We start from the raw sequence: 22,692 nt of genomic DNA, 5'->3' as shown, positions 1-22,692 counted from the left end.
GCCTCAGCGGGTGGCATAGTGCTTAAGCAGATTGGGGATATCCAGGATCAGCGCGATCCGCCCATCCCCGGTGATGGTGGCCCCGGCCATGCCCGGCGTACCCAGCAGCATCTTGCCCAGCGGCTTGATCACCACTTCCTCCTGGCCTACCAACTGGTCCACGATAAAGCCGACCCGCTTGGTGCCGATGGTAACGATCACCACGTGCCCGGTCTCGGGCAGGGGCTCAGACTGGGCGCCCTCCACCAGCCAACGCTTGCAGTGGAACAGGGGTAATGCCTTTTCCCGAACCACCACCACCTCCTGTCCGTCCACCACGTTGGTCTGGGTCAGGTCCAGGTGGAAAATCTCGTTGACGTTCACCAGGGGCAGCGCAAAGGCCTGGTCCCCGAGCATGACCATCAGGGTGGGCATGATCGCCAGTGTGAGAGGGACCTTAATCTCGATCCGCGAACCCTGCCCGAGTACCGAGTCGATATTCAGCGTACCGTTGAGCTGGGTAATCTTGGTCTTGACCACGTCCATGCCCACGCCGCGCCCGGAGACGTCGGAAATCTCCTTCTTGGTGGAAAAGCCCGCGGCGAAAATCAGGTTGAAGGCCTCGTGATCACTCAGCCGGTCGGCGGCGTCTTGATCCATCAGGCCCTTTTCCACCGCCAGCGCCCGCAGCTTGTCCGCGTCCATTCCGGCCCCATCATCTTCGATGGAAAGCAAGATGTGATCACCCTCCTGCTCGGCGGAGAGCAGGACTCGGCCGGCCCGAGGCTTGCCGGCCGCCTCACGGGCCTCCGGACTTTCAACACCGTGGTCCACGGCGTTGCGCACCAGGTGCACCAGGGGGTCGGCCAGGGCTTCGACCAGGTTCTTGTCGAGGTCGGTGTCCTCGCCGCGCAGCTCCAGGTTCACCTCTTTTTTCAGGGTGCGGGCCAAATCACGCACCACCCGCGGGAAGCGCCCGAAAACCTTCTTGATTGGCTGCATGCGGGTTTTCATAACCGACATCTGCAGGTCTGCTGTCACCATATCAAGGCTGGCCACGGCCTTGTTGACCTCCTCGTCGGCCACCTTGTGGCCCAGGCGCACCATGCGATTGCGCACCAGCACCAGCTCCCCGACCATGTTCATGATGTCATCCAGGCGCTGGGTATCTACGCGCACCGTGGTTTCAGCCGCAGGCGCCTTTTCCGGCTTCTTGGCCGTCTTTTTTGGCTCGGCCTTCGGCGGGGCGCTCGGGGCAGCGGCAGGCTGGACAGGCGTGGACTGGGCAGGCTTCGGAGCGGCCGGCTGTGATGACTGCGCGGCTGCTGGCGCCACGGGCTCCTGGCCCTGAGGCCCGCCGGCAAAGGCGCCCTTACCCTCGGCCTGGAGCTCGTCCAGTAGCTTCTCGAACTCGTCCTCGGTGATCAGCTCATCGTCGCCACCCTGACCGCCGGCGGCCGCTTCGGGTTCGGCGGTGCTGCCGGTGCCACTGTCCGTGGCGGCGACGACGCCACCGTGCTGCCCCTTGCCGTGCAGCTGATCCAGCAGCGCCTCAAATTCGTCTTCGGTGATCTCGCCGCTGTCGTCACCGGCAATGACCTCGCCGATTCCCTCGTCAGCGCTGGCGCTCGGGGCCGGGGTCGAGCTAACCGGCGCTTCGGTGCCCAGGGCGTTAAGCATCTCGTCAAATTCGGCATCGGCCGGGTCATTGCCCGCCGGCTGCGATGGCACCGGCGTCTCCGGGGCGGCAGCCTCCGCCGCCTGGACCGTCTCGCCCCGGCTCAGTGCCGCCAGCGACGCCAGCAGTGCAGAATCGGCGGGCTCCGGCTCTTCTCCACTGCGCACCATATCAAACATCGCGTTGACGCTGTCCAGCGCCTGCAGCACCACATCCATCAGCTCGGTGCTGACCTCAAGCTCGTGGTTGCGCAGCTTGTCAAACACGTTTTCAGCCGCATGACAGCAGTCCACCAAGGCGGTCAGCTGAAGAAAGCCCGCACCGCCTTTGACGGTATGAAACCCGCGAAAAATGGCGTTAAGCAGCTCACTGTCATCAGGGCGCTGCTCCAGGTCCACCAACTGCTCGGACAGCTGCTCCAGTATCTCGCCGGCTTCTACCAGAAAGTCCTGCAGGATTTCTTCATCTACATCCAGACTCATGCACTAGGCTCCTCAGAATCCAAGGCTCGACAGGAGGTCGTCCACGTCATCCTGACCGGCGACCACCTCGGAGGTGGTCTCGTGTTTCAGCACCTGGGGACCATGCCCCTTCAGGTCCGTACTACCTTCTTTGGCCTGCGAGCGTGCTTCCAGCTCCGCCTCGCGCTTGATACCGGTGATGCGGTCAACTTTACCCGCCACGCTCACCAGCTTGACCAGACTGCTCTCCACTTCGTTGACCAGGCCGATCACGCGCTTGATCAGTTGCCCGGTGATATCCTGAAAGCCCTGGGCAAGCAGGATATCGGTAAAGTTTTTATGGAGGGCGCCGGAACCGCTCTCGATCTGCAGCAAAAAGCTCTCGGTACTGCGCCCCAGGTCCTTGAGTTCGGACAGGGTGCTCTCCTTGTCCGCCATCCGCTTCCAGTCGTCGCGCAACAACCGGGCCTGCTCCCCCAGTTCTTCGGCAATCGGCATGCTGGCATCCACCATGTCCATGGTGGTGTTGGCCGCCTTCTCGGTCAGCTCCAGCACATAGTTCAGTCGCTCGTTGGCACTGGCCACTTCGCTGGCTTCGCCGCCGCTGGTGGCCTGCATGGCCGCGCTCTTCTCGACGTCGATATTGAACTCTTTCAACGCCTCGTGGAGCCCACGGGTCAGTCGCCCCACCTCGCGATAGAGCATGGCGCTGCGCGCTTCGCTCAGTTCGGCGAGAATCTGCATGGCGCTGGTAAAGTCGCCCTTGTCAAGGAACTCGATCAGTTCCCGCGCCCGGTCCTGCAGCACCTGCTCGAAGGTCTGCAGGTCGGTGATGTCATCTAGCCCTGCCATAACCGCCCCTTAACCGATGCGCTCGAAAATCTTCTCGATCTTCTCTTTCAACACCGCCGCGGTAAAGGGCTTGACCACGTAACCGTTTACGCCCGCCTGGGCCGCCAGGATAATCTGCTCGCGCTTGGCCTCGGCGGTCACCATCAGCACCGGCAGTTTGGCCAGGGCCGCATCCGAACGGACCGCCTGCAGCAGCTCCAGCCCCGACATGCCCGGCATGTTCCAGTCGGTTACCAGAAAATCGATGCCGCCGCTTTTTAGGATCGGCAGTGCCGTGTTGCCATCGTCCGCTTCCACCGTGTTGTTGAAGCCGAGGTCCCGCAGCAGGTTTTTGATAATTCGCCTCATGGTCGAGAAATCATCGACAATGAGGATTTTCATGTTTTTATCCAAGGCGACCTCCGTCATGCCTGTCGTTCGTAACGCCTGAACTGGGCTCCAGCCGGCCCGTTGGCCGGACTGATAAAAGCGATCATCTTACTATGCTCAACGCCAAGTTGCTAAACGCGACCTCAAGCGCAGCGCGGCCTGGCTGTGAATCTGACTGACCCGGGATTCACTCACCCCCAGCACCCCGCCGATCTCCTTCAGGTTGAGCTCTTCGTCGTAATACAGCGACAGCACCAGCCGCTCCCGCTCCGGCAGCTGGCTGATCGCCTGGGCGAGAGCCTGCTGAAAGGCGGCAGATTCGTGCCCTCGCTCAGGACCGGGCTCGCCGCTGGGCACCTCTTCTCCAGGGCTGTTCTCGCCCGCTTCCTGCAGCTCATCAAAACTGAACAGGCGACTGCCGGCCGAATCTTTGAGGAGGGCGTAATACTCCTGCAGACTGACCCCGAGTTCGCGGGCCACCTCCGCATCCTGCGCATCCCGCCCCGTGCGTGCCTCGACTGCCTGGATACATTCGGCGATCCGGCGGCCGTTGCGGTGCACCGATCGCGGGGTCCAGTCTCCCCTTCGCACCTCGTCAATGATCGCGCCGCGGATGCGAATACCGGCATAGGTTTCAAAACTGGCGCCCTTGCTGGGATCGTACTTGCGGGCCGCCTCCAGCAAGCCGATCATGCCCGACTGGATCAGATCTTCCAGGATCACGCTGGAGGGGAGCCGGGCCAGCATATGGTGCGCGATCCGCTTTACCAGCGGAGCGTACTTCTCCACCGCGTGGACCGGCGAACCTGTTTCTAACTGGTTGTACATGGACACCCTTAAGGTATCAGCGCAGGTTCGGGGCTCTGACCAGACGCTCGACAAAAAACTCCAAGTGCCCGCGCGGGGTCGACATCACGGGCCAGCTAACGATCTTTTGCGCCAGCTTACTGTAGGCCAGAGCCGACTTGCTTCGTGGAAAGGCCTTGACCACCGGCTGCTGCTTCTGCACGGCTTTGCGCACCGTCTCATCATAGGGTATCGATCCCACGTATTGCAGGGCGATATCCAGAAAGCGGTCGGTCACGGTGGTCAGCTTGGCAAACATATTCCGCCCTTCCTGCTCGGAACGCACCATGTTAGCAAGGACCCGGAACCGGTTCATGCCATAGTCCCTGTTCAGCAGCTTGATCAGGGCGTAAGCGTCAGTAATCGACGTCGGCTCGTCGCAGACCACCACCAGCACCTCCTGGGCCGCGCGGACGAAGCTGACCACCGACTCAGAAATTCCCGCCGCCGTATCCACCACCAGAATATCAAGATCATCGGCAATATCGCTGAAGGCGTGGATCAGCTCGGCGTGCTCATGGGCACTCAGCGAAACCAGGGACTGGGTGCCGGAGGAGGCCGGTACGATTCGAAGCCCCCCCGGCGCCTCCACCAGTATATCGGCAATCTCGCACTCTCCGGCCAGCAGATCAGCGATATTGCGCCGGGGCTTGAGCCCCAGCAGCACGTCCACATTGGCGAGCCCCAGGTCCGCATCCATCAACACCACCCGCTTGCCGGCCTGGGCCAGCGCCGTGCTCAGGTTTACAGAGACATTGGTCTTGCCCACGCCCCCCTTGCCGCCCGTTACGGCAATCACCTGCACCGGATGAGTTGGCTTCATTCTTTAACTGCCCCTAATCAGACCACATCGCCGGCTTGAGCATAAAGAGCCGGCTGTTGATCTGTATCAACCTCCCCTGCACTTTGCCGCCTTTCAGCCATCACCACGGCGCGACTGACGATCCCATTGGCCCGCGCCACCTCGATGTGGTCGGGAATTTTCTGCCCGTCAGTCACGTAAGCGACGGGCAACCGGTGGTTGACCACGACACTGATCGCCTCACCAAGGCTGACCGACTCGTCGACCTTACTCAAGACGGCGCCATTGAGGCCAACCGGCTTGAAATGATCGCAGGCCCGCTTAAGCACCTGGTACTGAGCGGTGGTGGGTAGCACCAGGTACTTTTTGATGCGGTAGCTGGATTCGGCCAGCATCGCCAACTGCGCATCGCGCTGGCTGTCGCCGCTGCCGATACCGGAGGTATCAATCAGCACCAGCCGTTTGTCACGCAGGGTCCGCAAGACGTCGTCCAAGGAGCGGGTCTCATCCACCACCCGCACCGGGATATCCAGGATGCGCCCGAAAGTACGCAACTGCTCATGCGCGGCGATCCGGTAACTGTCGGTGGTCACCAGGGCCACGCTGGAACTGCCGTGTTTGAGCACATATTGCGCCGCAAGCTTGCCGATGGTGGTGGTTTTGCCAACCCCGGTGGCGCCCACGAACGCCAGCACCCCGCCACGATCGGCAATGTTCTCACCAACCGTCGGCAGGGCTTCGGCCAGCCGCCCGAGGGCGATTTTCCAGCCGCGCTCCGGCTCGGTACCGACCTCGATGGCACTGACCAGGCGCTGGGCCAGCCCGGCCACCACCCCCATGCGCTCGAAGCGCCCCAGCAGACCTGAATGCAGACCACCCGCCACCGCCGGCGCAGGCGCAACCGGCTCGGGCGCCGGCTCGGCTGCAGACTGCTCGCCAGACAACCTCGAGCGCAACAGCGATTTCAGGCTTTCGATCTCATCCCGCATCGCCTGCAGCTCCGAGTGCTCCTCAGCCGGACGCGCAACCGGGGCGGCGCCCCGCGCCACCGTGCGCTCAGCGTCCGCTGGCGCCGAGCGAGAACGCCCCTGGGGCACCGCCGGCTCAACTGCAGAAATCCGAGGCCGCACCCCTGCCCCGCCCGCAGCACGGCCCGGCCGCGGCGCTGAAGCCTGGGCGCCTTTGCCACGCCGCGCCTGCAGCGACTTCAGCACGCCGTCCCAGACATCGTCATCCAGGTTCAACTGCTTGTCTTTGGCTGCGCGCAGCAGGGGGGGCAGGTCAGATTGCTGAGGCCGATTCTGGGCCTGGGAGCGCGCCAACACGGACTGCGCTCGCCCCAGCTCACCAGCAAGCCGCTCACGGGCGCTACTGGCTCCAACCGAACGGGTCCGTCCCTCGCGGGCCCGCTCGCGCTGAACGCGCTGCTGGCGCAGGCTCTCCGGGGTCGATGTCGGTGCCTGGTACTCGAGCGCCACCACCACTTCAACCCCACCGGCGACGCGATTATTGGAGAGAATGACAGCGTCCGGCCCCACCTCATCGCGGACCAGGCGCATGGCGCTGCTCATGTCGGGCGCAAAAAAACGCTTAACCTTCACCGGCTGCCCCTTCCGCCATTACTGCCTCTCCACTCCACCGCTGCATCCTTCTTAGTTACCACCCACCGTCGCCACGATCGTAATCTGCTTGTTTTCCGGTATCTCCTGATAGGAGAGCACGTGGATCTGCTGAGTCCCGTAGCGAACAAACTTGGCCATCAACGGTCGGATGGGCGCAGCGACCAACAACACCGAAGGCTTGCCGGCGGCCTCCTGACGCTGAGCCGCCTCGTTCAACGATTTTTGCAACCGCTCGGCCATGCCGGGCTCCAGCATCAGGCCTTCGGCGCCGCCTTGCTGGAATGACTTAAGCAATATTTGTTCCAACTTTGGGTCAAGGGTGATCACCGGCAGCTCTGCCGCGCTGCCGTTAATCTCCTGGATAATCAACCGCGACAGCGAGCCCCGAACCGCCTGGGTCAAAGCGACAACATCTTGACTCGCCGCGGCCGCATCCGTCAAAGTTTCGGCGATCGTTCGAATATCCCGAATAGGCACCTGCTCCATCAGCAGGTTCTGCAGGACTTTCAAGAGAGTACTGACCGGCACCTTGCCGGGCAGGTCCTCGGCCAGCTTGGGCGAGCTCTTGCCCAGCAGCTCCAGCAGTTGCTGTACCTCTTCGTGACCCAGCAACTCATGGGCATGCTGGGACATCACCTGATTAAGATGGGTCGCCACCACGGTACTGGCGTCAACCACCGTGTAGCCCAGCGTTTGCGCGTGCTCCTTCTGCCCCGCCTCGATCCAGACCGCCTCCAGGCCGAACGCGGGATCCCGGGTTTCAACCCCCTTCAGGGTTCCGAACACCTGCCCGGGATTGATGGCAAGCTCGCGCTCCGGGTAAACCTCGGCCTCTCCGACCGCCACCCCCATCAGCGTGATCCGGTAGGCGCCGGGCATCAGATCGAGGTTGTCACGGATATGAACCGCCGGAACCAGGAACCCGAGATCCTGGGAAAGCTTCTTACGCACCCCTCGGATGCGGCCCAGCAACTGACCGTCCTGGGTCTTGTCCACCATGGGAATCAGCCGATAACCCACCTCCAGACCGATCATGTCCACCGGCGAGACATCGTCCCACCCCAGCTCCTTGTGCTCTTCCACCGCGGCCGCGGGCTCGTCCTCAAGCTGCTCGGCGGCTGCCAGCTCGGCCGCCCGGGCCTGGTTGCGGCGGAAAATAAACCAGGCAGTCCCACCGGCCAGCAGCGCCAGCCCCAGGAACGCCACATGAGGCATACCCGGCACCAACCCCATGACCGTCAAAATTCCAGCAGAGATGGCCAGCGCCTTGGGCGAAGCGAACATCTGCTCCAGAATCTGGCCGCCCATGTCTTCGGCCGTGTTGACCCGGGTCACCATGATGGCGGCGGCCGTTGAGAGCAACAACGAGGGGATCTGCGCCACCAAGCCGTCACCGATGGTCAGCAACGAGTAGTTGCGCACCGCCAGTTCAAAGCTGAGGTCATGCTGCGCCATGCCGATCCCAAGCCCGCCGAGCAGGTTGATAACCAGAATCAGGATGCCCGCGACCGCATCGCCCCGCACAAATTTGCTGGCACCGTCCATGGAGCCGTAGAAGTCAGCTTCCTGGGTCACCTCCTGGCGCCGGGCCTTAGCCTCTTCCTGGTTGATCAGCCCCGCGTTGAGATCGGCGTCGATGGCCATCTGCTTGCCAGGCATGGCATCCAGGGTGAAGCGGGCGCTCACTTCGGAGATCCGCCCCGCACCTTTGGTGACCACCACGAAGTTGATGATCACCAGGATGGCGAAGACCACCAGACCCACCACGTAGTTGCCGCCGATCACCACCTCACCGAAGGCCTCGATCACCTTACCGGCAGCATCCCCTCCTTCGTGCCCCTCCAGCAACACCACGCGGGTGGAGGCGACGTTCAGCGCCAGTCGCATCAGCGTCGCCACCAGCAGGATGGTTGGGAACACGGCGAACTCCAGCGGCCGCATGGTGTAGACGGCCACCAGCAGCACCACCAGCGCCAGGGCGATGTTAAAGGTGAAGAAGACATCCAGCAGGAACGGCGGCATGGGCAGCGTGACCATGGCCAGCACCACCAGCAGCAACAGGGGAATCCCCAGGTTGCCGCGGGTCAGGGTCCGCATATTGTTGACTACTGCTGCTCGCTCCACGCCGACTCCGAATTCGTCAAAAAACCAACATCATCACGCCAAGGGATCACCCGCAAACGGAAATCCGCCAGAAGAATAACATTTTTTTGACGTCAAATGGCCATGGAAAGTGAATCTGCAAGAATCCTTCCAGAACAGAAGGACAAACCGGGGCAAAAAACTGGCGACACCCGTTGCCGCCGCTTACTCCTGGCGCAGCTCGCTCGGTACCGGGATTTCGCCCAGATCGCCCGGACGCGGGCCCCGGTGCTGGCGATAACGCTTGAGCTGATAGACGTAGGCCAGCACCTGGGCCACGGCTACGAACAGGGACTCGGGAATCTCCTCGTCCAGCTCAGTGTTGAAGTAAAGCGCTCGCGCCAGCGCCGGCGCCTCGACAATGGCCACCTCGTGCTCCCGAGCCACCTCCCTAATTTTGAGGGCGATCTGGTCCTGCCCCTTAGCCACCAGCACAGGCGCCCCTTCGCCGCCCTCGGCATACTTGAGCGCCACCGAGAAATGGGTCGGGTTGGTGATCACCACGTCCGCCTCGGGCACCTCGCCCATCATGCGCCGCTGGCTCATCTCCCGCTGCAACTGGCGGATGCGCCCTTTCACCTCGGGCTTACCCTCGGTGTTTTTCATTTCATCCTTGACCTCCTGCAGGGTCATTTTCAACTTTTTGTTGTGGTCATAAAGCTGAAAAGGAACATCCACCGCGGCGATCAGGATCAGGGTGGCGCACATCAGCAAAAAGGCCCAGCCGAACACTTCCATGCCGTGCTTCATCGCTGGCACGACCGCCTCGTAGCCCATGGCCAGCAGGTCGTTCTGCTGCTGCAGCAGGATCAAGACGCACAACGCGCCCACCAGCAGGAACTTAGCCAACGCCTTGGCCAGCTCGACCAGGGCCTTCATCGAAAACATCCTCTTGAGCCCCGCCAGCGGATTGATGCGGCTGAACTTCGGGGCCAGGGCCTGGCTGCTGAAGTTCCAACCGCCCAGGGCCGTGGGCCCGACCAGCGCGGCGATTACCACCATCAGGAAAAATCCGGAGAGGGACCAGAGCATCTCCGCTGCGGAGTCGCCGAGATGACGGAAAATCAGGGCCGGGTCGAACACATCCTGCCGGCTGAGGGCGAAGTTGTACTTCATCATTCCTTCCAGATCAGCGGCGATCTGGGTACCGAACACCATCAGGCCGGCGGCGGCGGCCATCAGCAGCACCGTGGTGGTCAGCTCCTTGGAGCGGGCGATATCCCCCTTTTCCCTGGCGTCCTGAAGGCGTTTCGCCGTGGGTTCTTCTGTTTTTTCCTGACCGGACTCCGACTCAGCCACCGGCGCCTCCCAATCTCAACAGTTCCGCCACCTGCTCCATCACAGCCTCCGCCAGCACCTGGTATTGCCCCAGGAATCCCGCCAGGGCGACCCAGGTGATAAACAGCCCGAACAGCATGGTGAACGGGAAGCCGATGGCAAAGATATTCAGCTGCGGTGATGCCTTGGTCATGATGCCAAAGGCAAAGTTAACGATCAGCAGGGCGATCAGGGCGGGAAGTGCAAGCACCAGCGCACTGGCGAACATCCACCCCCCCGTCGATGCCAGCATCCACAACGAAGCGCTTCCCATCCCCTCCATTCCGACCGGAATCACCCGGAAGCTGTCAACGATCACGTCTACCAGCACCAAGTGACCGTTCATGCTGAGGAAAAGCATCATTGTCAGCATCAGGTAGAACTGACTCACCACCACCACCGACACCCCGTTGGACGGGTCGGAAACGGACGCGAAACCGAGACCCATCTGAGTGGAAATAAGCTGACCGGCCAGGACAAAGATGTGGAAAAAAACCTGTACCATGAAGCCCAGGGCAAAACCGATCAGCAGCTGCTGGGCAACGATCACCACGATGCCGAAACTGAGCCCCTCCACCACCGGCATGGGCGGCAACAAGGGGGCCACCACCAGGGCCACCACCAGGGCAAAGGTGAGTCTCACCCGCGCCGGAACCAGCTGGGTGCCGATCATCGGTACCACCATAAAAAATGCGGCGATGCGAAACAGCGGCCAGAGGAAGCGGGTCATCCACTGGACCAGCTCGCCGATGTTCAGCTCCAGCATGCCGGCCCCGTTACCCGATCAGCAGGGGAATGTTGTGGAAGAGGAAATCGAAGTAGTCGGTCAGGGTCGTGAGGATCCACGAGCCCGCCCACATGACCGCCCCCAGCGTCACCAGCAGGCGCGGCAGAAAGCTCAGGGTCTGCTCGTTGATCTGGGTGGCCGCCTGAAAGACGGCGATAATCAGCCCCACGATCAACCCCGGCACCACCAGGACCGAGACGATCAGGATGATCATAAAAAAGGCTTCGCGGTAGAGGTCGAGCACCACCCCCTGTTCCATGACGCCTCCTAGGTTCCGAAGCTGGCCGCGATGGTGCCGATCACCATGGACCAGCCGTCCACCAGCACGAACAGCATGATTTTGAACGGCAGCGAGATGATCACCGGCGAGAGCATCATCATCCCCATGGCCATCAGCACGCTGGCCACCACGATATCAATGATCAGAAAGGGAATGAACAGCATAAAGCCGATCTGGAACGCGGTCTTCAGCTCACTGGTGACAAAGGCAGGCACCAGGATGTTGAAGGGAACGGTTTCCGGGGACTCCAGCTGCTCCGCGCCTGAAATGCGCACGAACAGCGCAATGTCGTCCTCCCGGGTCTGCTCCAGCATAAAAGCACGGAAGGGCTCTGAAGCGGTCTGAAGCGCCTCCAGCGGGGTCAACTGGGCGTCCAGGTAGGGCTGAATCGCCTGCTGATTGACCCGCTCAAGCACCGGCGACATGATGAAAAAGGTAAGAAAGATGGCCAGCCCCACCAAAATCTGGTTTGACGGCGTCTGCTGCAATCCCAGGGCCTGACGCAGAATCGCGAACACGATAATGATCCGGGTGAAGGAGGTCATCATCATCACGGCCGCCGGCAGAAAACTGAGCGCCGTCATCAGCGCCAGGATCTGCAACGTCACCGAGTAACTCTGCCCCCCGTCCGGCTCAGTGGTCAGGGTGACCGCGGGAATGCCCGCTTCCTGGGCCAGCCCGCTCACGGGCAGCAGCAGCACCCCGGCCGCCATCAGCAAGCGCCAAAACCTCATGCGTCGCGCCCCTTGAGCGCTTCACGCAGGCGCTGGGAGAAGGCCCCCTCCGCCACCGGGGAGGAAGGCTCCAGCAGCGGCTGTTCGTATTCGTGCAGCAGGTTCACCCGCCCCGGGGCCACTCCCAGCAGGAGCTGACGGGAGCCGGCCTGCACCAGCACCAGCCGCTCCCGGGCCCCCAGGGGGAGGCTTGCGACCACCTTGAAGCCGCGACTGCCAAAACCGCCGGTGCCGCCCAAGCGACGCACCAGCCAGGCCAGCGCAAAGATCAGCACCAGCACCAGCACCAGCCCCAGCAGCATCTGCCCCAGGGCGTCGCCGGACATCAGCTCCGGCGGTCCGGACTTTTTCTCCGGCTCGGCGGCCAGCGCCGGTGCTGCCAGCGCAAGCATCGGCCACGCCGCCGACCGTATCCCCAAGCCCACCTCAGCGAAGCTTCCGAATTCGCTCGGAGGGGCTGACCACGTCGGTCAGGCGGATACCAAAGCGCTCGTTGACCACCACCACCTCACCGTGGGCAATCAGGGTACCGTTGACCTTGATATCCAGGGGCTCGCCCGCCATGCGATCGAGCTCAATCACCGACCCCTGGTTGAGCTGCAGCAGGTTGCGGATGGCGATCTCGGTGCTGCCCACCTCCATGGAAATGGTCACCGGGATGTCGAGAATAACGTCCAGGTCGGGGTTAGACATATTGACCGGCGCGCCTTCGTCGTGAAGCTCATCAAGCTCCACCGGGGCCGCATCGTGCTCCGGCTCAATCCCTTGCTCGGCCATAGCCGCCGCCCATTCATCCTCGACGCCGCCGTCATCACCCTGCTCCTCAAGCGCCGCCGCCCATTCATCGGCCATCGCCTGTTCGTCGGAGGTACTGTTTTCGTCACTCATGCACTAGTCTCTCAGGCTGTCACTTTCGCACTAGGTGTTTTCTGCCCGCTTGATCTGGTCAACCACCTTCACCGCCAGGTTTTTTCGGGACACCCCGAGTTTGCAGCGGAAAGTGGGGATACCGTTGGCACGCAGAACCAGGTGATCGGAGATCTCCACCGGGATCACGTCGCCGGCCTCCATCTCGAGAATGTCGCGCAAGGTAATCTCACGCTCCGCCACGGTCATTTCCAGGTTGACCCGGGCGTCCATGATGTCGGCCCTGAGCGCCTTGATCCAGCGCTCGTCCTTGTCATCCACGTCACTCTGCACGCCGGCGTCCAGAATCTCCCGGATCGGCTCCAGCATGGAGTAAGGCATGGTCACGTGGAGGTCACCGCCGCCGCCGTCCAGCTCGATATGGAAGGTGCTCACCACCACCACCTCGCTGGGGCTGACGATATTGGCCATGGCCGGGTTGACTTCGGAGTTAACGTACTCGAAATCCACCTTGAGTATCGGCGACCAGGCCTCTTTCAGATCAACGTAGATCTGCTTGAGCAGCATCTGCACGATGCGGGTCTCGGTGGGGGTAAATTCGCGTCCCTCAATCTTGGCGTGACGGCCGTCACCCCCGAAGAAATTGTCGACCAACTTGAACACCAGCTTGGCGTCCATGATAAACAGGCTGGTCCCCCGCAGGGGCTTTATCTTGGTCAGGTTAAGGCTGGTCGGTACGTACAGGGTGTGCACGTACTCGCCGAACTTGAGAATCTGGACCCCGCCGACGGAGACGTCGGCGCTGCGGCGAAGGATGTTAAACAGGCTGATACGGGTATAACGGGCGAAGCGCTCGTTGATCATTTCCAGGGTGGGCATGCGCCCGCGGACAATCCGCTCCTGGCTGGTCAGGTCATAGGAGCGGGCACCACCGACCTCGACCTCTTCGTCGGTCTCAATGTCGCCGTCATCGACCCCATGCAGCAGGGCATCGATTTCGTCTTGTGAGAGTAAGTCCTGGACGCTCATCCCCGTGAAGCCCGCCTATTGCATCACAAAGTTAGTGAAAAAGACTTCGTCAATACCGGGGGTGCCGATCTCGTTCTGGAGAATTTCCTGGACCTTGAGCGTCGCCTGCTGACGCAGCCGGCGCTTACCGGCATCGGACTGCATATCGCTGAACGACTGGTTTGAGAAGAGCGTGCTGAGGGTGTGCACCACCAGCGGCATATGTTTCTTCAGGGCCTCGGCCACCAACGGGTCACGGGTGCGCGCTTCAGCGTAAATCTGCATAAAACGCTGTCTTCCGGAGCGCTCGTAAAAGTTGGCGACGAAAGAAGGCTTACCGCCCAGGGTTCGCAACTTGACGTAAATCGCCTCGCTTTTGCTGCTGGCGGGCGCTGCTTCCATGGCGGCATCGGAATCGCTGTCGCCTGCAAGAAGATACCACGCCGCACCTGCTGCCAGGGCGCCAACCAGCACCACGGTCAGCACCACCAGGATAATAATCAGCTTATTGGACTTTTTACCCGCGCCGGCTTGAGCCGTATCTTCCGCCATCAGTAACCTCAAAATCTCCCGCAATCACTCTGGGCCAGCATCCTAGGCCCTTGTTATTCAGGCCAATCGCCAAATATACCATAAATGCCGGGCGAGGTTAGAGGCGCTCCGACTAGGCGTAATAGTCCACCAGGGCCAGCGAGGCGCGCATCGGCACATCCTGCCCGACGCGCCCTTCGGCATCCGCCATCTCCTCACCGCCCCGCCCGCGGCCAGCCCCTCGCCCGTCCTCCGCTTCATCGCCGGACTCGCGGGAGAGCGACTGATCGGAAACATCCGCCTGCTCCAGGTTAAGGCCGCTCTCGGCGAGCATTTCCCGCAGCCGGGGGAGCTGCTGCTCCAGAGCCTCCCGCACATGGGCGTGAGGACTGGTGAAGCTGACCGAAGCCTGCTCCTGGCTGATGCTCAGCTTTACCGTCAGGCTTCCCAGCTCCGGGGGGTCCAGCCGCAGCTCCGCCCGCCCCACCTGCTGGTTAGCCATCCAAAGCACCCGCTGGCCAAGGCCGCTGCTCCAGGTCTGGCTGCCAAAGCGCTCGCCCAAGGCGAGACTGGGTGTCGCGCCCGTGGCGCTGCCCTGGTAAGCCTGCTGGAGTTGCGCCAGGCTGGCCGGCGGCTGCCCGGCAGGGCCCTCGGCGCGACTGCTCAAATTAACCGCGCCAAGATTACGAAAAGGGTTATCGAACGTCAATTCTTTGGCGAACTCCGCCGTAAACTGCCCCTTGTTGGTGGCTATATTTTGACGCCCCGGCTCCAGCCCCTCCCGGCCGGCCCGGTAGAAGTCCCGCTCGCGTCGCCGCTCTCCCTCGGCCTCAGCGCTTTCATCGCCTTTCTCTTCGCCCCCGGCACGGGCTCGCGCCAGCTGCTCAGCCTGGCGCCCAATCTCTTGGCCGCCGCCCTGCGCGCCGGTCCTTGCAGCCTCAGCGCCGCTGACGCCGCCCCGGGCCACACCGTCGGCAGCCGCCTGCTCTGGGCCGGGCCGGGGGTTATGGACGGCCGCCGGCTCCGCAGCCACCTGGCGAGCCCGCTCCCCCCCCTTCTCGTCGGCCGCCACAACCGAAGCCACGGTTTCGGCTCCGGGCTTTCCCTCGGCCTCCGCCGCCACGGAATCAGCGCCCACGCTGTCAGACGCCGGCGCGCGACCATCCTGCTCAGGTTCCACTACCCCGGGAACAAACTCGGCGGTTACCCCGCCACCATCCTCATCCCGCCCGGAGGCGGCTTCAGACTCGCCAGCGCCGGCCTCTTCTCCACCCGGCGTCTCGCTGTCGCCTTCGTCAGCGCTGAGCGCCTCCTCCAGCAGCTCGTCAGCCGCGGCATCAGCGGCTTCCTCCTGAACGCTCTCCGCACCGGCCTCCGCGCCAGTGCCGGCTTGCGCCTGTGCATTTGAGTCCGTCGGTGCCGAGCCCGAGGAAGCCGCCATCTCGCCCCCGTCTTCGCCTTGTTGCAGGGCTGTCCGGTCCGCCGCGGATTCCGGCCGCGCCTCCACCGTTTCAGCGTCTCGGCTCCCCCCCTGAGGCTTGGCAGGCCCGTTCGCCGGCGGCTTGGCGCCAGTCGAGGCCGCTGGCCGCCCGTCACCTTCTGTTCCGGCCGTCACCGGTCGCCCACTCCCCCCGCCCCAAGTGGCCGGCTTCGGGAGCGGCAAGGAGTCGCCGCCCTGGGGCAAGGTGTCACCGCGGCCGGGCTTCTCGCCGGCGCCGTTCATTCGACTGAACAGGGCATCGGCAAACCCGGCCGGCCCTGCCTGTTCTGGCCGCGCTTCGCTCCCGATTCCGGGTGTTCTCGCCCCCGAGGGGCTAAATTTGGGAGAGTTGGCTGAAGGTGAATGAACCGCCGCTGCCGTGGACATGGGTTGCTCCTGGAAAATCATCTACCAGAAGAGTGCAAATTAGGGGCCAAGCCGCCTTCAGGTATCCCGGGAGCGCCGGTTCTGGCTCAGCTCGTCAATGGTTTTCTGGAACTGCTTGTCTTCTTGACGCTGCTCCGCGTCCCGGCTCCGCTCGATCAGTGAATCCATGGCCTGGTGACGCCCGTGGGCCACCTGCCAGGCCTTAGTGGCCTGCGCCACCACCTGCTCGGCCATCACGATCTGCTGCCCCTGCTGATCGATAGCCTCCGAGAGCCGGGCCAGAAAGGCTTGCATGCGTCGCAGCTGCTCGATTTGGGTCCCGCCCCGGCCGAGGCCGAGAATGCTCTGCTGATATTCCTCGCGGTAAGCTTCGAGCTGAATCAACTTCTGCTGTTCCGCCTGCAGTTGCTGGCGCGCCTGCCCCAACTGCTGCTCGGCCTGCTGTTTCTTGCGCGCGGCCAGCTGCAGAACGGGTTGCAGGCGCTGGGATTTTTTCATCGCTCCCCCTTAACGTTGGGCGGTTTAACGCTGGGGCGGTACCGGGCGCTGGGGCGGCTGGGCGGTACGCGGTGGTGGCGGCGGCGCCGAGAGCACCTGATGCAGTCCCTGGTAGCTTTCGGAGAAGTCAAAGCTCTCATTCAGCCCCTGCTGCAAAAAGGCACGGAAGTGCGGCATCCGCTCAACCGCGCGGTCAATTTCGGGGTCCGAGCCCTGGACGTAAGCGCCAACGCTGATCAGGTCACGGTTCTGCAGATAACGGGAGTAGACCTGCTTGAACTGCTGCGCCTGCGTCAGGTGCTGCGGGTTGACCACGTGGGGCATGGCCCGGCTGATGGACGCCTCCACGTCGATCGCGGGGTAGTGCCCCTCCTCTGCCAGCTGCCGCGACAGCACCACGTGACCGTCAAGAATGGCCCGAGCGGCGTCGGCAATGGGATCCTGCTGGTCGTCGCCCTCGGTGAGGACGGTATAGAACGCGGTGATCGAGCCGCTGCCTTCGGCCCCGTTGCCGGCCCGCTCCACCAGTTTCGGCAGCCGCGCAAACACCGAGGGCGGATAGCCTTTGGTGGCCGGCGGCTCACCCACCGCCAGGGCAATCTCGCGCTGCGCCTGAGCATAGCGAGTCAGCGAGTCCATCAACAGCAGCACATTCTTGCCCTGATCACGAAAATACTCGGCAAGCCGCGAGGCCAGTTCCGAGGCCCGCAGGCGCATCAGCGGCGAATCGTCGGCAGGCGAGGCCACAACCACGGAGCGGGCCAGCCCCTCCTTGCCCAGGCTCTGCTCGATAAACTCCTTGACCTCCCGTCCCCGCTCGCCGATCAGTCCCACCACGATGATCTCGGCCTCGGTAAACCGGGTCATCATGCCCAGCAGCACCGACTTGCCCACGCCGGAGCCGGCAAACGGCCCCAGGCGCTGGCCGCGCCCCACCGAGAGCAACGCGTTAATGGCACGAATGCCCACGTCAAGAGGCTGATGAATGGGCTGACGGGCCAGGGGGTTGATGGTGCCGGCATTGAGCCCCACCCAGGCCTCCGCCTGTACCGGGCCGGCGCCGTCCAGGGGCTGGCCGGCGCCATTGAGCACCCGCCCCAGCAGTCCCGGGCCAACCGGCACCTTGGAGCCGCCCCCCAGCGGCACCACGCGGGCCCCGGGCTGCAGGCCATCGATACGATCCAGGGGCATCAGGAAGATACCCTCCTGGCTGAAGCCGACCACCTCGGCTTCGACACTCAGATCCGACGCTACCTCGATACGGCAGTACTGCCCCACCGCCGCCCGGCATCCGCGCGCCTCCAGGGTCAACCCCACCAACCGGGTGATACGCCCCTCGACCGCGGGCGTCGGTGGGACCAGGGAGCGGTTACGGTAGGCTTGCAAACGCTTGAGCAACGGCGCCACGGGCTACTCCTCCTCGGCGGCAGGCTTTTCCAGCAGCTGTTCAACAACCTCGGCGAACCGCCGTTCCCGGGTAAAGTCCAGGTAGCTGTGACGCCCCTTGACGCGCAAGCCGCCGCGGGCGACGTCACTGTCGGCATAAATTTCCCAGTCGGACCTTTCCCGGTCCTGGATCTCCTTGAGCAGAGGGGCATCGTCGGGGTGGACAATGAACGTCAGCCCCTGCTCCGAAGGCGGCAGCGCGTCCATCGCCGCCTCCACGGCCTGGCGGAAGAGCTCAGGCCGGGTGTTCAGCTCCCGGTTGACCACCGCCCGTGCGGCCTCCGTGGCGAGGTGCACCAGCACCTGCTCCAGCTCGCCCCGCTGCTCTGCCAGCGGCTGCTCGAGCGCCTGGATCAGGCCAGCAAGCTGCGCTTTAAGGGCATCAATCTCGCCCTGCGCCTGGCTTAATCCGGCTTGGTAGCCCTCGTCCCGCCCCGTGGCTAGCCCCGCCTGATGCCCTTCTTCACGGCCTTCCCGATACCCCTGCTCGTGCCCCTCATCCCGGGCGTCCTGGCGAATTTTTTCCAGCTCCTCGACGGTCAGCGGGGTCGGCTCCATCTCCTCCTCGGATACCTCTCCGGAGGCCACATGCGCCGACGCCCCCGCGAGGGGGGCGTCCTGTTTCTGTTTCTCCGCGAAGGGTGAGCGCACCACGTGGCCCCCTTTCACCCGCGGCAACTGCCAGGGTTTGCAGTCGCCCAGCTGAGCGGCGGGTATCCGCCCAGCCTCCTTCTTCTTGATCATCGCTAGATCATCTCTTCGCCGCTGCCGCCGAGCATAATCTCACCCTCGTCGGCCAGGCGACGCGCCACGGCGAGAATCTCTTTCTGCGCTGCCTCCACATCACTGACCCGGACCGGCGGGGCCGCCTCCAGATCGTCACGCAGCAGCTCTGCAGCCCGCTTGGACATGTTGCTGAAAATCTTCTCTTGCAGCACCGTATCGGCCCCTTTCAAGGCCACCACCAGCACATCGGTGGAGATCTCCCGCAGGATAGTCTGAATCCCCCGGTCGTCGATGTCCGCCAGGTTGGCGAAGACGAACATCATGTCCTGAATCTCCAGCCCCAGGTCTTCGTCCACCTCCTTGATCGCCTCCATGACCGTGGCCTCGGTGCTGCTGTCGAAGTAGTTCATGATGTCGGCCACCACCTTAACGCCACCCATGGAGGTAGTTTTGGACTGGGTGCTGCCAACAAATTGACGTTCGAGAATATCGTTCAGCTCCTGCAGCGCGCTCGGCTGTACCGTTTCCAGGGCAGAGATCCGCATCAACACATCCAGGCGCACCTTTTCATCGAAATAGGTCAGCACCTCGGAGGCCTGGTCAGCATCCAGGTAGGACACCACGATGGCCTGAATCTGCGGGTGCTCGTAGCGAATAACATCGGCCACCTGCCGCGCATCCATCCATTTGAGCGTATCCAGCCCCTTGGTGTTCCCGCCTTCGAGGATCCGGTCGATCACGCCGCCGGCCTTCTCTTCCCCGAGGGCCTGGGTCAGTACCGAACGGATATAGTTGTCCGAGCCCACGCCAAGCCCGGTCTGGTTACCGACGGTGTTGAGAAAGTCCGCCATCACCGTCTCGACCTGGTCCTGGTGGATGTTGGAGACACGGGACATGGCCGAGCCAAGGCGCTGAACCTCCTTGGGCCCCATGTGCTTGAGCACTTCGGCGGCATCACTCTCACCGAGGGTCATCAGCAGCACGGCTGCGCGATCGACCGCACTGAGGTTGCTAATATCGTCACTCATCTGCCGCAATCCACTGTTTTACCACCTGCGCCACGCGACCGGGGTCCTCTGCCACCAGGCTGCGAATGGCGTCCAATTGACGCTCGTAGGTCTCGTTCGGCCCCGGCAGCATGGAAGTTGCGTCCATGCCGATGGCGCCGCCCTCAAGGGCCTCATCGGAGATCCCCTCCAGTTCGCTGCCCGCTTCGCCCTCGCCACCGGTGGGCGCGGCCGCGGCCGAGAGGTTCTTCATGATCGGGCGCAAGACCCCGAACACCAGCACCAACAGGAACACCGCCGCCCCGAGCTTTTTCATCAGGTCCCAGAACCAAGGCTGATCCCAGAGGGCGGGCTCAGGCAACGGCTCCACCGGATCCGGCTCGGCAAAGGCGGTATTAATCACATTAACGCTGTCCCCGCGCGCGGCAGAATAGCCGACCGCATCGCGCACCAGCAGGTTGAGGCGCTGAATGTCCGCCTCACTCCAGGGACGGCGATCAAATTCACCCGTCTCCGGGTTGCGGCTGGCCAAATCATCCACGGCCACGGCCACCGTCAAACGCCGAATACGGCCCTGCTGGTGCCGGGTATAACTGATGGTCCGGTCCAGCTCAAAGTTCCGCGTCGCCTGGCTGCGGGACCCGGCGGCCCGTCCCACGCCCGCCGCGCCCGGCACAGCATCAAACTCCTCCGGCACCGCCGCCGCCCCCGGCGGCTGGTTGGCCAGGGCTCCGGGTACACCCGAGGCGCCCGTCGGCCCAATGCGGTTCTCTTCCAGCACCTTCTCGCTGCGCAGGGAGGGAAGATCAGGATTAAACAGCTCGTCGGTCTGCTCCACCGCGGTGAAGTCGATATCGGCGGACACCTCCGCCTTGAAGCGCCCCGCCCCCACCACCGGTTCCAGGATGCCGCGCACGCGGGACGCTAGGCGCTCCTCCACCTTGCGGGTGTAGTCGAGCTGCTTGGCCGCCATGGTGACGTCTTCGTCCACTTCCTTGTTGTTCAGCAGACGCCCTTTCTGATCGACCACCGTCACATCGCTTACGTCGAGTTCGGAGATACTTGAAGCCACTAGATTGGCGATGGAGGCGACCTGGATTTTATCCAGGCTGCGCCCGGCATAAAGTTCAACAAACACCGACGCGGTAGGCTTGCGGCTGTCGCGTACGAAAACGGAGCGTTTCGGCACCGCCAGGTGCACCCGGGCACTCTTGACCGCCAGCAGGCTGGAGATGGTCCGCGCCAGCTCGCCCTCCAGCCCCCGCCGAAAGCGGGTGGTTTCCATAAACTGGCTGGTGCCGAGGGCCTGCTCCTGATCCAGCAGTTCGAAGCCCACGGTGTCGTCACCGGTCAGCCCCTCACCGGCCAGCTGCAGGCGCGCCCGGTGCAGGTGCTCGGCGGGGACCAGCAGCGCTCCGCTGTTGGTGTCGATTCGGTAGGGGATCTGGTTCTGCTGCAGCGACTCCACCACCTGGTTGGCATCCAGGGTGTCGAGGTTGCTCATAAGAGGGCGATAATCGGGCTCCTGCGACCAGAGAACCACGGCAAAACCGATGGCGACACTGGCCGCCAGGCCGATCATCAAGCCGATCTGCCGCAGAATGCCCAGCCGGTTGAAGCCGGCGGCCATCCCGAAGCGCGGTGCCGTCAAGGCACCGCCGGTGGTGGCAGGTGGGTTATCCATCGATCGTTACCTGGCTATTAACCTGCACAAGAACCCTTAAATCGGCATTTTTGAAATGTCTTCGTACGCGGTCACGAGGCGGTTACGCACCTGGGTCATGGCCTGGAACGAAACACTGGCCTTCTGCAGCCCGATCATCACCTCGGGCAGATCCACGCTGGGATCACCCTTCTCGTAAGCCTGCGTCAATTTTGTGGCGGCCTGCTGGGTTTCATTGACTTTGTCCACCGCCATTTTCAGCAAATCGCCGAAACTGTTCTGGGCAGCCGGCTGGATCTCCGCCTGGGGGCGAACCGGAAAGGTGCCCACCCCTTGCTGCGCCTGCGCTTTGAGCGCCCGCATCTGGCCGAGTACATTCTGGATATCTACACGATCCGCCATGGATAGCTCCGTTGGGCCCAATGCCCGATTAAATCGTCATCATTCTGACGAATTATACGCAACACCCAAGGAATTCCCAGAGAAGAACGACAATTATTTGTCGAAGCCTCCGGCAAAACCTTGCCATAGAGATGAAAATGCATAAATCGGGCCACATGCGCGGCCCGAACAGGAGAGTCAGTGCGCGGAGGGCGCCTCGCCGTACTTGAGCCGCACGTACATCAGGGCCACCGTGATGGCGTCGCCCAGCGCCGTGTGGCGCTGCAGGATGGGCAAGTCCAGCTTTTTGGCAATGGTGTCAAAGCGCAGGTCAGTATCCCCCCCCACCGACTTCCACTTGACGATATTGTGATAGACATGGGAGAGCTCAATCGCCTTGTTGGGAAGCCCAAATCCAAGGTGGGGGCGCAGAAACTTGTCCAGCATGCGCACGTCGAAATTGACGTAGTACCCCAGGATAGGCCGGTTGCCGACAAACGCCAACACCTGCTCCAGGGCCTCCTCCATTTCGATACCATCGTCCAGATCCATGGCGCGGATCCGGTGAATCTTGATGGAGTCGCCGGTCAGACTCTTGGGCGGCTTGAGCTTGATATCCAGCCGGTCACTGGTCTTGACCCGGCTGCCTTTGATCTTCACCGCCCCGATGGAGAGGATATCCGCCTCCTTCACATCGAGGCTGGTGGTTTCACAATCCAGCGACACCACTTCGTCCCCCTTGTAGGGCTCGAAGAGATGGCCATAAGGGCCGTCGCGGTGGCGCTTCTTCTCCCTCATCACTCTGAAACTGCGAGGTACGATCATAACA

The 22,692-nt window shown here is 63.0% G+C and carries 23 protein-coding genes; all 23 read right to left on the bottom strand.

Features of this window, described 5'->3' with window-relative positions; translation table 11 throughout:
* Positions 1-3 precede the first annotated feature (3 nt).
* Complete coding sequence (locus tag JGZ97_RS09890) at positions 4-2,139, bottom strand: chemotaxis protein CheA (RefSeq protein WP_207062446.1); 2,136 nt, start codon at positions 2,137-2,139, stop codon at positions 4-6.
* Positions 2,140-2,151: 12 nt separating this feature from the next.
* A complete protein-coding gene (locus tag JGZ97_RS09885) occupies positions 2,152-2,970 on the bottom strand; it encodes a protein phosphatase CheZ (RefSeq protein ID WP_207062445.1) in 819 nt (272 codons plus the stop codon).
* A gap of 9 nt (positions 2,971-2,979) precedes the next feature.
* Positions 2,980-3,363, bottom strand: a complete 384-nt coding sequence (cheY, locus tag JGZ97_RS09880) for a chemotaxis response regulator CheY (RefSeq protein WP_207062444.1) — start codon at positions 3,361-3,363, stop codon at positions 2,980-2,982.
* A gap of 93 nt (positions 3,364-3,456) precedes the next feature.
* Positions 3,457-4,167 (bottom strand): RNA polymerase sigma factor FliA, encoded by a 711-nt coding sequence (locus JGZ97_RS09875; protein ID WP_207062443.1) that lies wholly within the window; start codon positions 4,165-4,167, stop codon positions 3,457-3,459.
* A 16-nt stretch (positions 4,168-4,183) separates the two neighbouring features.
* Complete coding sequence (locus tag JGZ97_RS09870; RefSeq protein ID WP_207062442.1) at positions 4,184-5,008, bottom strand: MinD/ParA family protein; 825 nt, start codon at positions 5,006-5,008, stop codon at positions 4,184-4,186.
* A gap of 17 nt (positions 5,009-5,025) precedes the next feature.
* The gene (flhF, locus tag JGZ97_RS09865) at positions 5,026-6,588 is read right to left on the bottom strand and encodes a flagellar biosynthesis protein FlhF (protein ID WP_207062441.1); all 1,563 of its coding nucleotides are present in this window, start codon (positions 6,586-6,588) and stop codon (positions 5,026-5,028) included.
* A gap of 51 nt (positions 6,589-6,639) precedes the next feature.
* Positions 6,640-8,706, bottom strand: coding sequence for a flagellar biosynthesis protein FlhA (flhA, locus tag JGZ97_RS09860; protein WP_207062487.1), 2,067 nt, complete (start codon positions 8,704-8,706; stop codon positions 6,640-6,642).
* A 210-nt stretch (positions 8,707-8,916) separates the two neighbouring features.
* A complete protein-coding gene (gene flhB / locus JGZ97_RS09855; RefSeq protein WP_207062440.1) occupies positions 8,917-10,050 on the bottom strand; it encodes a flagellar biosynthesis protein FlhB in 1,134 nt (377 codons plus the stop codon).
* Positions 10,043-10,834, bottom strand: coding sequence for a flagellar biosynthetic protein FliR (gene fliR / locus JGZ97_RS09850; RefSeq protein ID WP_207062439.1), 792 nt, complete (start codon positions 10,832-10,834; stop codon positions 10,043-10,045). Before fliR ends, flhB begins: the two co-directional genes overlap by 8 nt.
* Before the next feature lie 10 nt (positions 10,835-10,844).
* Positions 10,845-11,114, bottom strand: a complete 270-nt coding sequence (gene fliQ, locus JGZ97_RS09845; RefSeq protein WP_207062438.1) for a flagellar biosynthesis protein FliQ — start codon at positions 11,112-11,114, stop codon at positions 10,845-10,847.
* Positions 11,115-11,122: 8 nt separating this feature from the next.
* Positions 11,123-11,848 (bottom strand): flagellar type III secretion system pore protein FliP, encoded by a 726-nt coding sequence (gene fliP / locus JGZ97_RS09840; RefSeq protein ID WP_207062486.1) that lies wholly within the window; start codon positions 11,846-11,848, stop codon positions 11,123-11,125.
* A 17-nt stretch (positions 11,849-11,865) separates the two neighbouring features.
* Entirely contained in the window at positions 11,866-12,261 is a 396-nt protein-coding gene (gene fliO, locus JGZ97_RS09835; protein ID WP_207062437.1) for a flagellar biosynthetic protein FliO, read from the bottom strand.
* 34 nt (positions 12,262-12,295) lie between these two features.
* Complete coding sequence (fliN, locus tag JGZ97_RS09830; protein ID WP_207062436.1) at positions 12,296-12,757, bottom strand: flagellar motor switch protein FliN; 462 nt, start codon at positions 12,755-12,757, stop codon at positions 12,296-12,298.
* Positions 12,758-12,787: 30 nt separating this feature from the next.
* Positions 12,788-13,765 carry a flagellar motor switch protein FliM gene (fliM, locus tag JGZ97_RS09825; protein WP_207062435.1) on the bottom strand — a complete coding sequence of 326 codons (978 nt, stop codon included), beginning with the start codon at positions 13,763-13,765 and terminating at the stop codon, positions 12,788-12,790.
* 15 nt (positions 13,766-13,780) lie between these two features.
* Positions 13,781-14,296 (bottom strand): flagellar basal body-associated FliL family protein, encoded by a 516-nt coding sequence (locus JGZ97_RS09820; protein WP_207062434.1) that lies wholly within the window; start codon positions 14,294-14,296, stop codon positions 13,781-13,783.
* A gap of 112 nt (positions 14,297-14,408) precedes the next feature.
* Positions 14,409-15,890 (bottom strand): flagellar hook-length control protein FliK, encoded by a 1,482-nt coding sequence (locus JGZ97_RS18335; protein ID WP_207062433.1) that lies wholly within the window; start codon positions 15,888-15,890, stop codon positions 14,409-14,411.
* Between the two features lie 309 nt (positions 15,891-16,199).
* A complete protein-coding gene (fliJ, locus tag JGZ97_RS09810; RefSeq protein ID WP_207062432.1) occupies positions 16,200-16,640 on the bottom strand; it encodes a flagellar export protein FliJ in 441 nt (146 codons plus the stop codon).
* A gap of 24 nt (positions 16,641-16,664) precedes the next feature.
* Complete coding sequence (gene fliI / locus JGZ97_RS09805; protein WP_207062431.1) at positions 16,665-18,047, bottom strand: flagellar protein export ATPase FliI; 1,383 nt, start codon at positions 18,045-18,047, stop codon at positions 16,665-16,667.
* Between the two features lie 3 nt (positions 18,048-18,050).
* Positions 18,051-18,830 (bottom strand): flagellar assembly protein FliH, encoded by a 780-nt coding sequence (locus JGZ97_RS09800; protein WP_207062430.1) that lies wholly within the window; start codon positions 18,828-18,830, stop codon positions 18,051-18,053.
* 2 nt (positions 18,831-18,832) lie between these two features.
* Complete coding sequence (gene fliG, locus JGZ97_RS09795; RefSeq protein ID WP_207062429.1) at positions 18,833-19,840, bottom strand: flagellar motor switch protein FliG; 1,008 nt, start codon at positions 19,838-19,840, stop codon at positions 18,833-18,835.
* Positions 19,833-21,503: a flagellar basal-body MS-ring/collar protein FliF gene (gene fliF, locus JGZ97_RS09790; protein ID WP_207062428.1), complete on the bottom strand. Its 1,671-nt coding sequence runs from the start codon at positions 21,501-21,503 to the stop codon at positions 19,833-19,835. Before fliF ends, fliG begins: the two co-directional genes overlap by 8 nt.
* A 36-nt stretch (positions 21,504-21,539) precedes the next feature.
* Positions 21,540-21,884, bottom strand: coding sequence for a flagellar hook-basal body complex protein FliE (fliE, locus tag JGZ97_RS09785; RefSeq protein ID WP_207062427.1), 345 nt, complete (start codon positions 21,882-21,884; stop codon positions 21,540-21,542).
* A gap of 177 nt (positions 21,885-22,061) precedes the next feature.
* Positions 22,062-22,688 carry a 3'-5' exonuclease gene (locus tag JGZ97_RS09780; RefSeq protein WP_207062426.1) on the bottom strand — a complete coding sequence of 209 codons (627 nt, stop codon included), beginning with the start codon at positions 22,686-22,688 and terminating at the stop codon, positions 22,062-22,064.
* Positions 22,689-22,692: the final 4 nt, after the last annotated feature.

Origin of the sequence: Motiliproteus sp. SC1-56, from assembly GCF_017309075.1 — a bacterium.
Lineage (GTDB): Bacteria > Pseudomonadota > Gammaproteobacteria > Pseudomonadales > Balneatricaceae > Motiliproteus.
The sequence above is the reverse complement of the archived record's forward strand: the minus strand, read 5'-3'. Positions and strand labels throughout refer to the sequence as shown.

What these genes read in the sequence shown, in the direction of transcription:
- fliJ (WP_207062432.1), bottom strand. Translation starts at nt 16,640, where the DNA reads ATGAAAAAATCCCAGCGCCTGCAACCCGTTCTGCAGCTGGCCGCGCGC.
- fliN (WP_207062436.1), bottom strand. Translation starts at nt 12,757, where the DNA reads ATGAGTGACGAAAACAGTACCTCCGACGAACAGGCGATGGCCGATGAA.
- JGZ97_RS09870 (WP_207062442.1), bottom strand. Translation starts at nt 5,008, where the DNA reads ATGAAGCCAACTCATCCGGTGCAGGTGATTGCCGTAACGGGCGGCAAG.
- JGZ97_RS09820 (WP_207062434.1), bottom strand. Translation starts at nt 14,296, where the DNA reads ATGGCGGAAGATACGGCTCAAGCCGGCGCGGGTAAAAAGTCCAATAAG.
- JGZ97_RS09800 (WP_207062430.1), bottom strand. Translation starts at nt 18,830, where the DNA reads ATGATCAAGAAGAAGGAGGCTGGGCGGATACCCGCCGCTCAGCTGGGC.
- fliP (WP_207062486.1), bottom strand. Translation starts at nt 11,848, where the DNA reads ATGGCGGCCGGGGTGCTGCTGCTGCCCGTGAGCGGGCTGGCCCAGGAA.
- fliO (WP_207062437.1), bottom strand. Translation starts at nt 12,261, where the DNA reads ATGCTTGCGCTGGCAGCACCGGCGCTGGCCGCCGAGCCGGAGAAAAAG.
- JGZ97_RS09890 (WP_207062446.1), bottom strand. Translation starts at nt 2,139, where the DNA reads ATGAGTCTGGATGTAGATGAAGAAATCCTGCAGGACTTTCTGGTAGAA.
- fliE (WP_207062427.1), bottom strand. Translation starts at nt 21,884, where the DNA reads ATGGCGGATCGTGTAGATATCCAGAATGTACTCGGCCAGATGCGGGCG.
- JGZ97_RS09885 (WP_207062445.1), bottom strand. Translation starts at nt 2,970, where the DNA reads ATGGCAGGGCTAGATGACATCACCGACCTGCAGACCTTCGAGCAGGTG.
- fliR (WP_207062439.1), bottom strand. Translation starts at nt 10,834, where the DNA reads ATGCTGGAGCTGAACATCGGCGAGCTGGTCCAGTGGATGACCCGCTTC.
- JGZ97_RS09780 (WP_207062426.1), bottom strand. Translation starts at nt 22,688, where the DNA reads ATGATCGTACCTCGCAGTTTCAGAGTGATGAGGGAGAAGAAGCGCCAC.
- fliF (WP_207062428.1), bottom strand. Translation starts at nt 21,503, where the DNA reads ATGGATAACCCACCTGCCACCACCGGCGGTGCCTTGACGGCACCGCGC.
- fliQ (WP_207062438.1), bottom strand. Translation starts at nt 11,114, where the DNA reads ATGGAACAGGGGGTGGTGCTCGACCTCTACCGCGAAGCCTTTTTTATG.
- fliG (WP_207062429.1), bottom strand. Translation starts at nt 19,840, where the DNA reads ATGAGTGACGATATTAGCAACCTCAGTGCGGTCGATCGCGCAGCCGTG.
- flhA (WP_207062487.1), bottom strand. Translation starts at nt 8,706, where the DNA reads ATGCGGACCCTGACCCGCGGCAACCTGGGGATTCCCCTGTTGCTGCTG.
- fliM (WP_207062435.1), bottom strand. Translation starts at nt 13,765, where the DNA reads ATGAGCGTCCAGGACTTACTCTCACAAGACGAAATCGATGCCCTGCTG.
- JGZ97_RS09875 (WP_207062443.1), bottom strand. Translation starts at nt 4,167, where the DNA reads ATGTACAACCAGTTAGAAACAGGTTCGCCGGTCCACGCGGTGGAGAAG.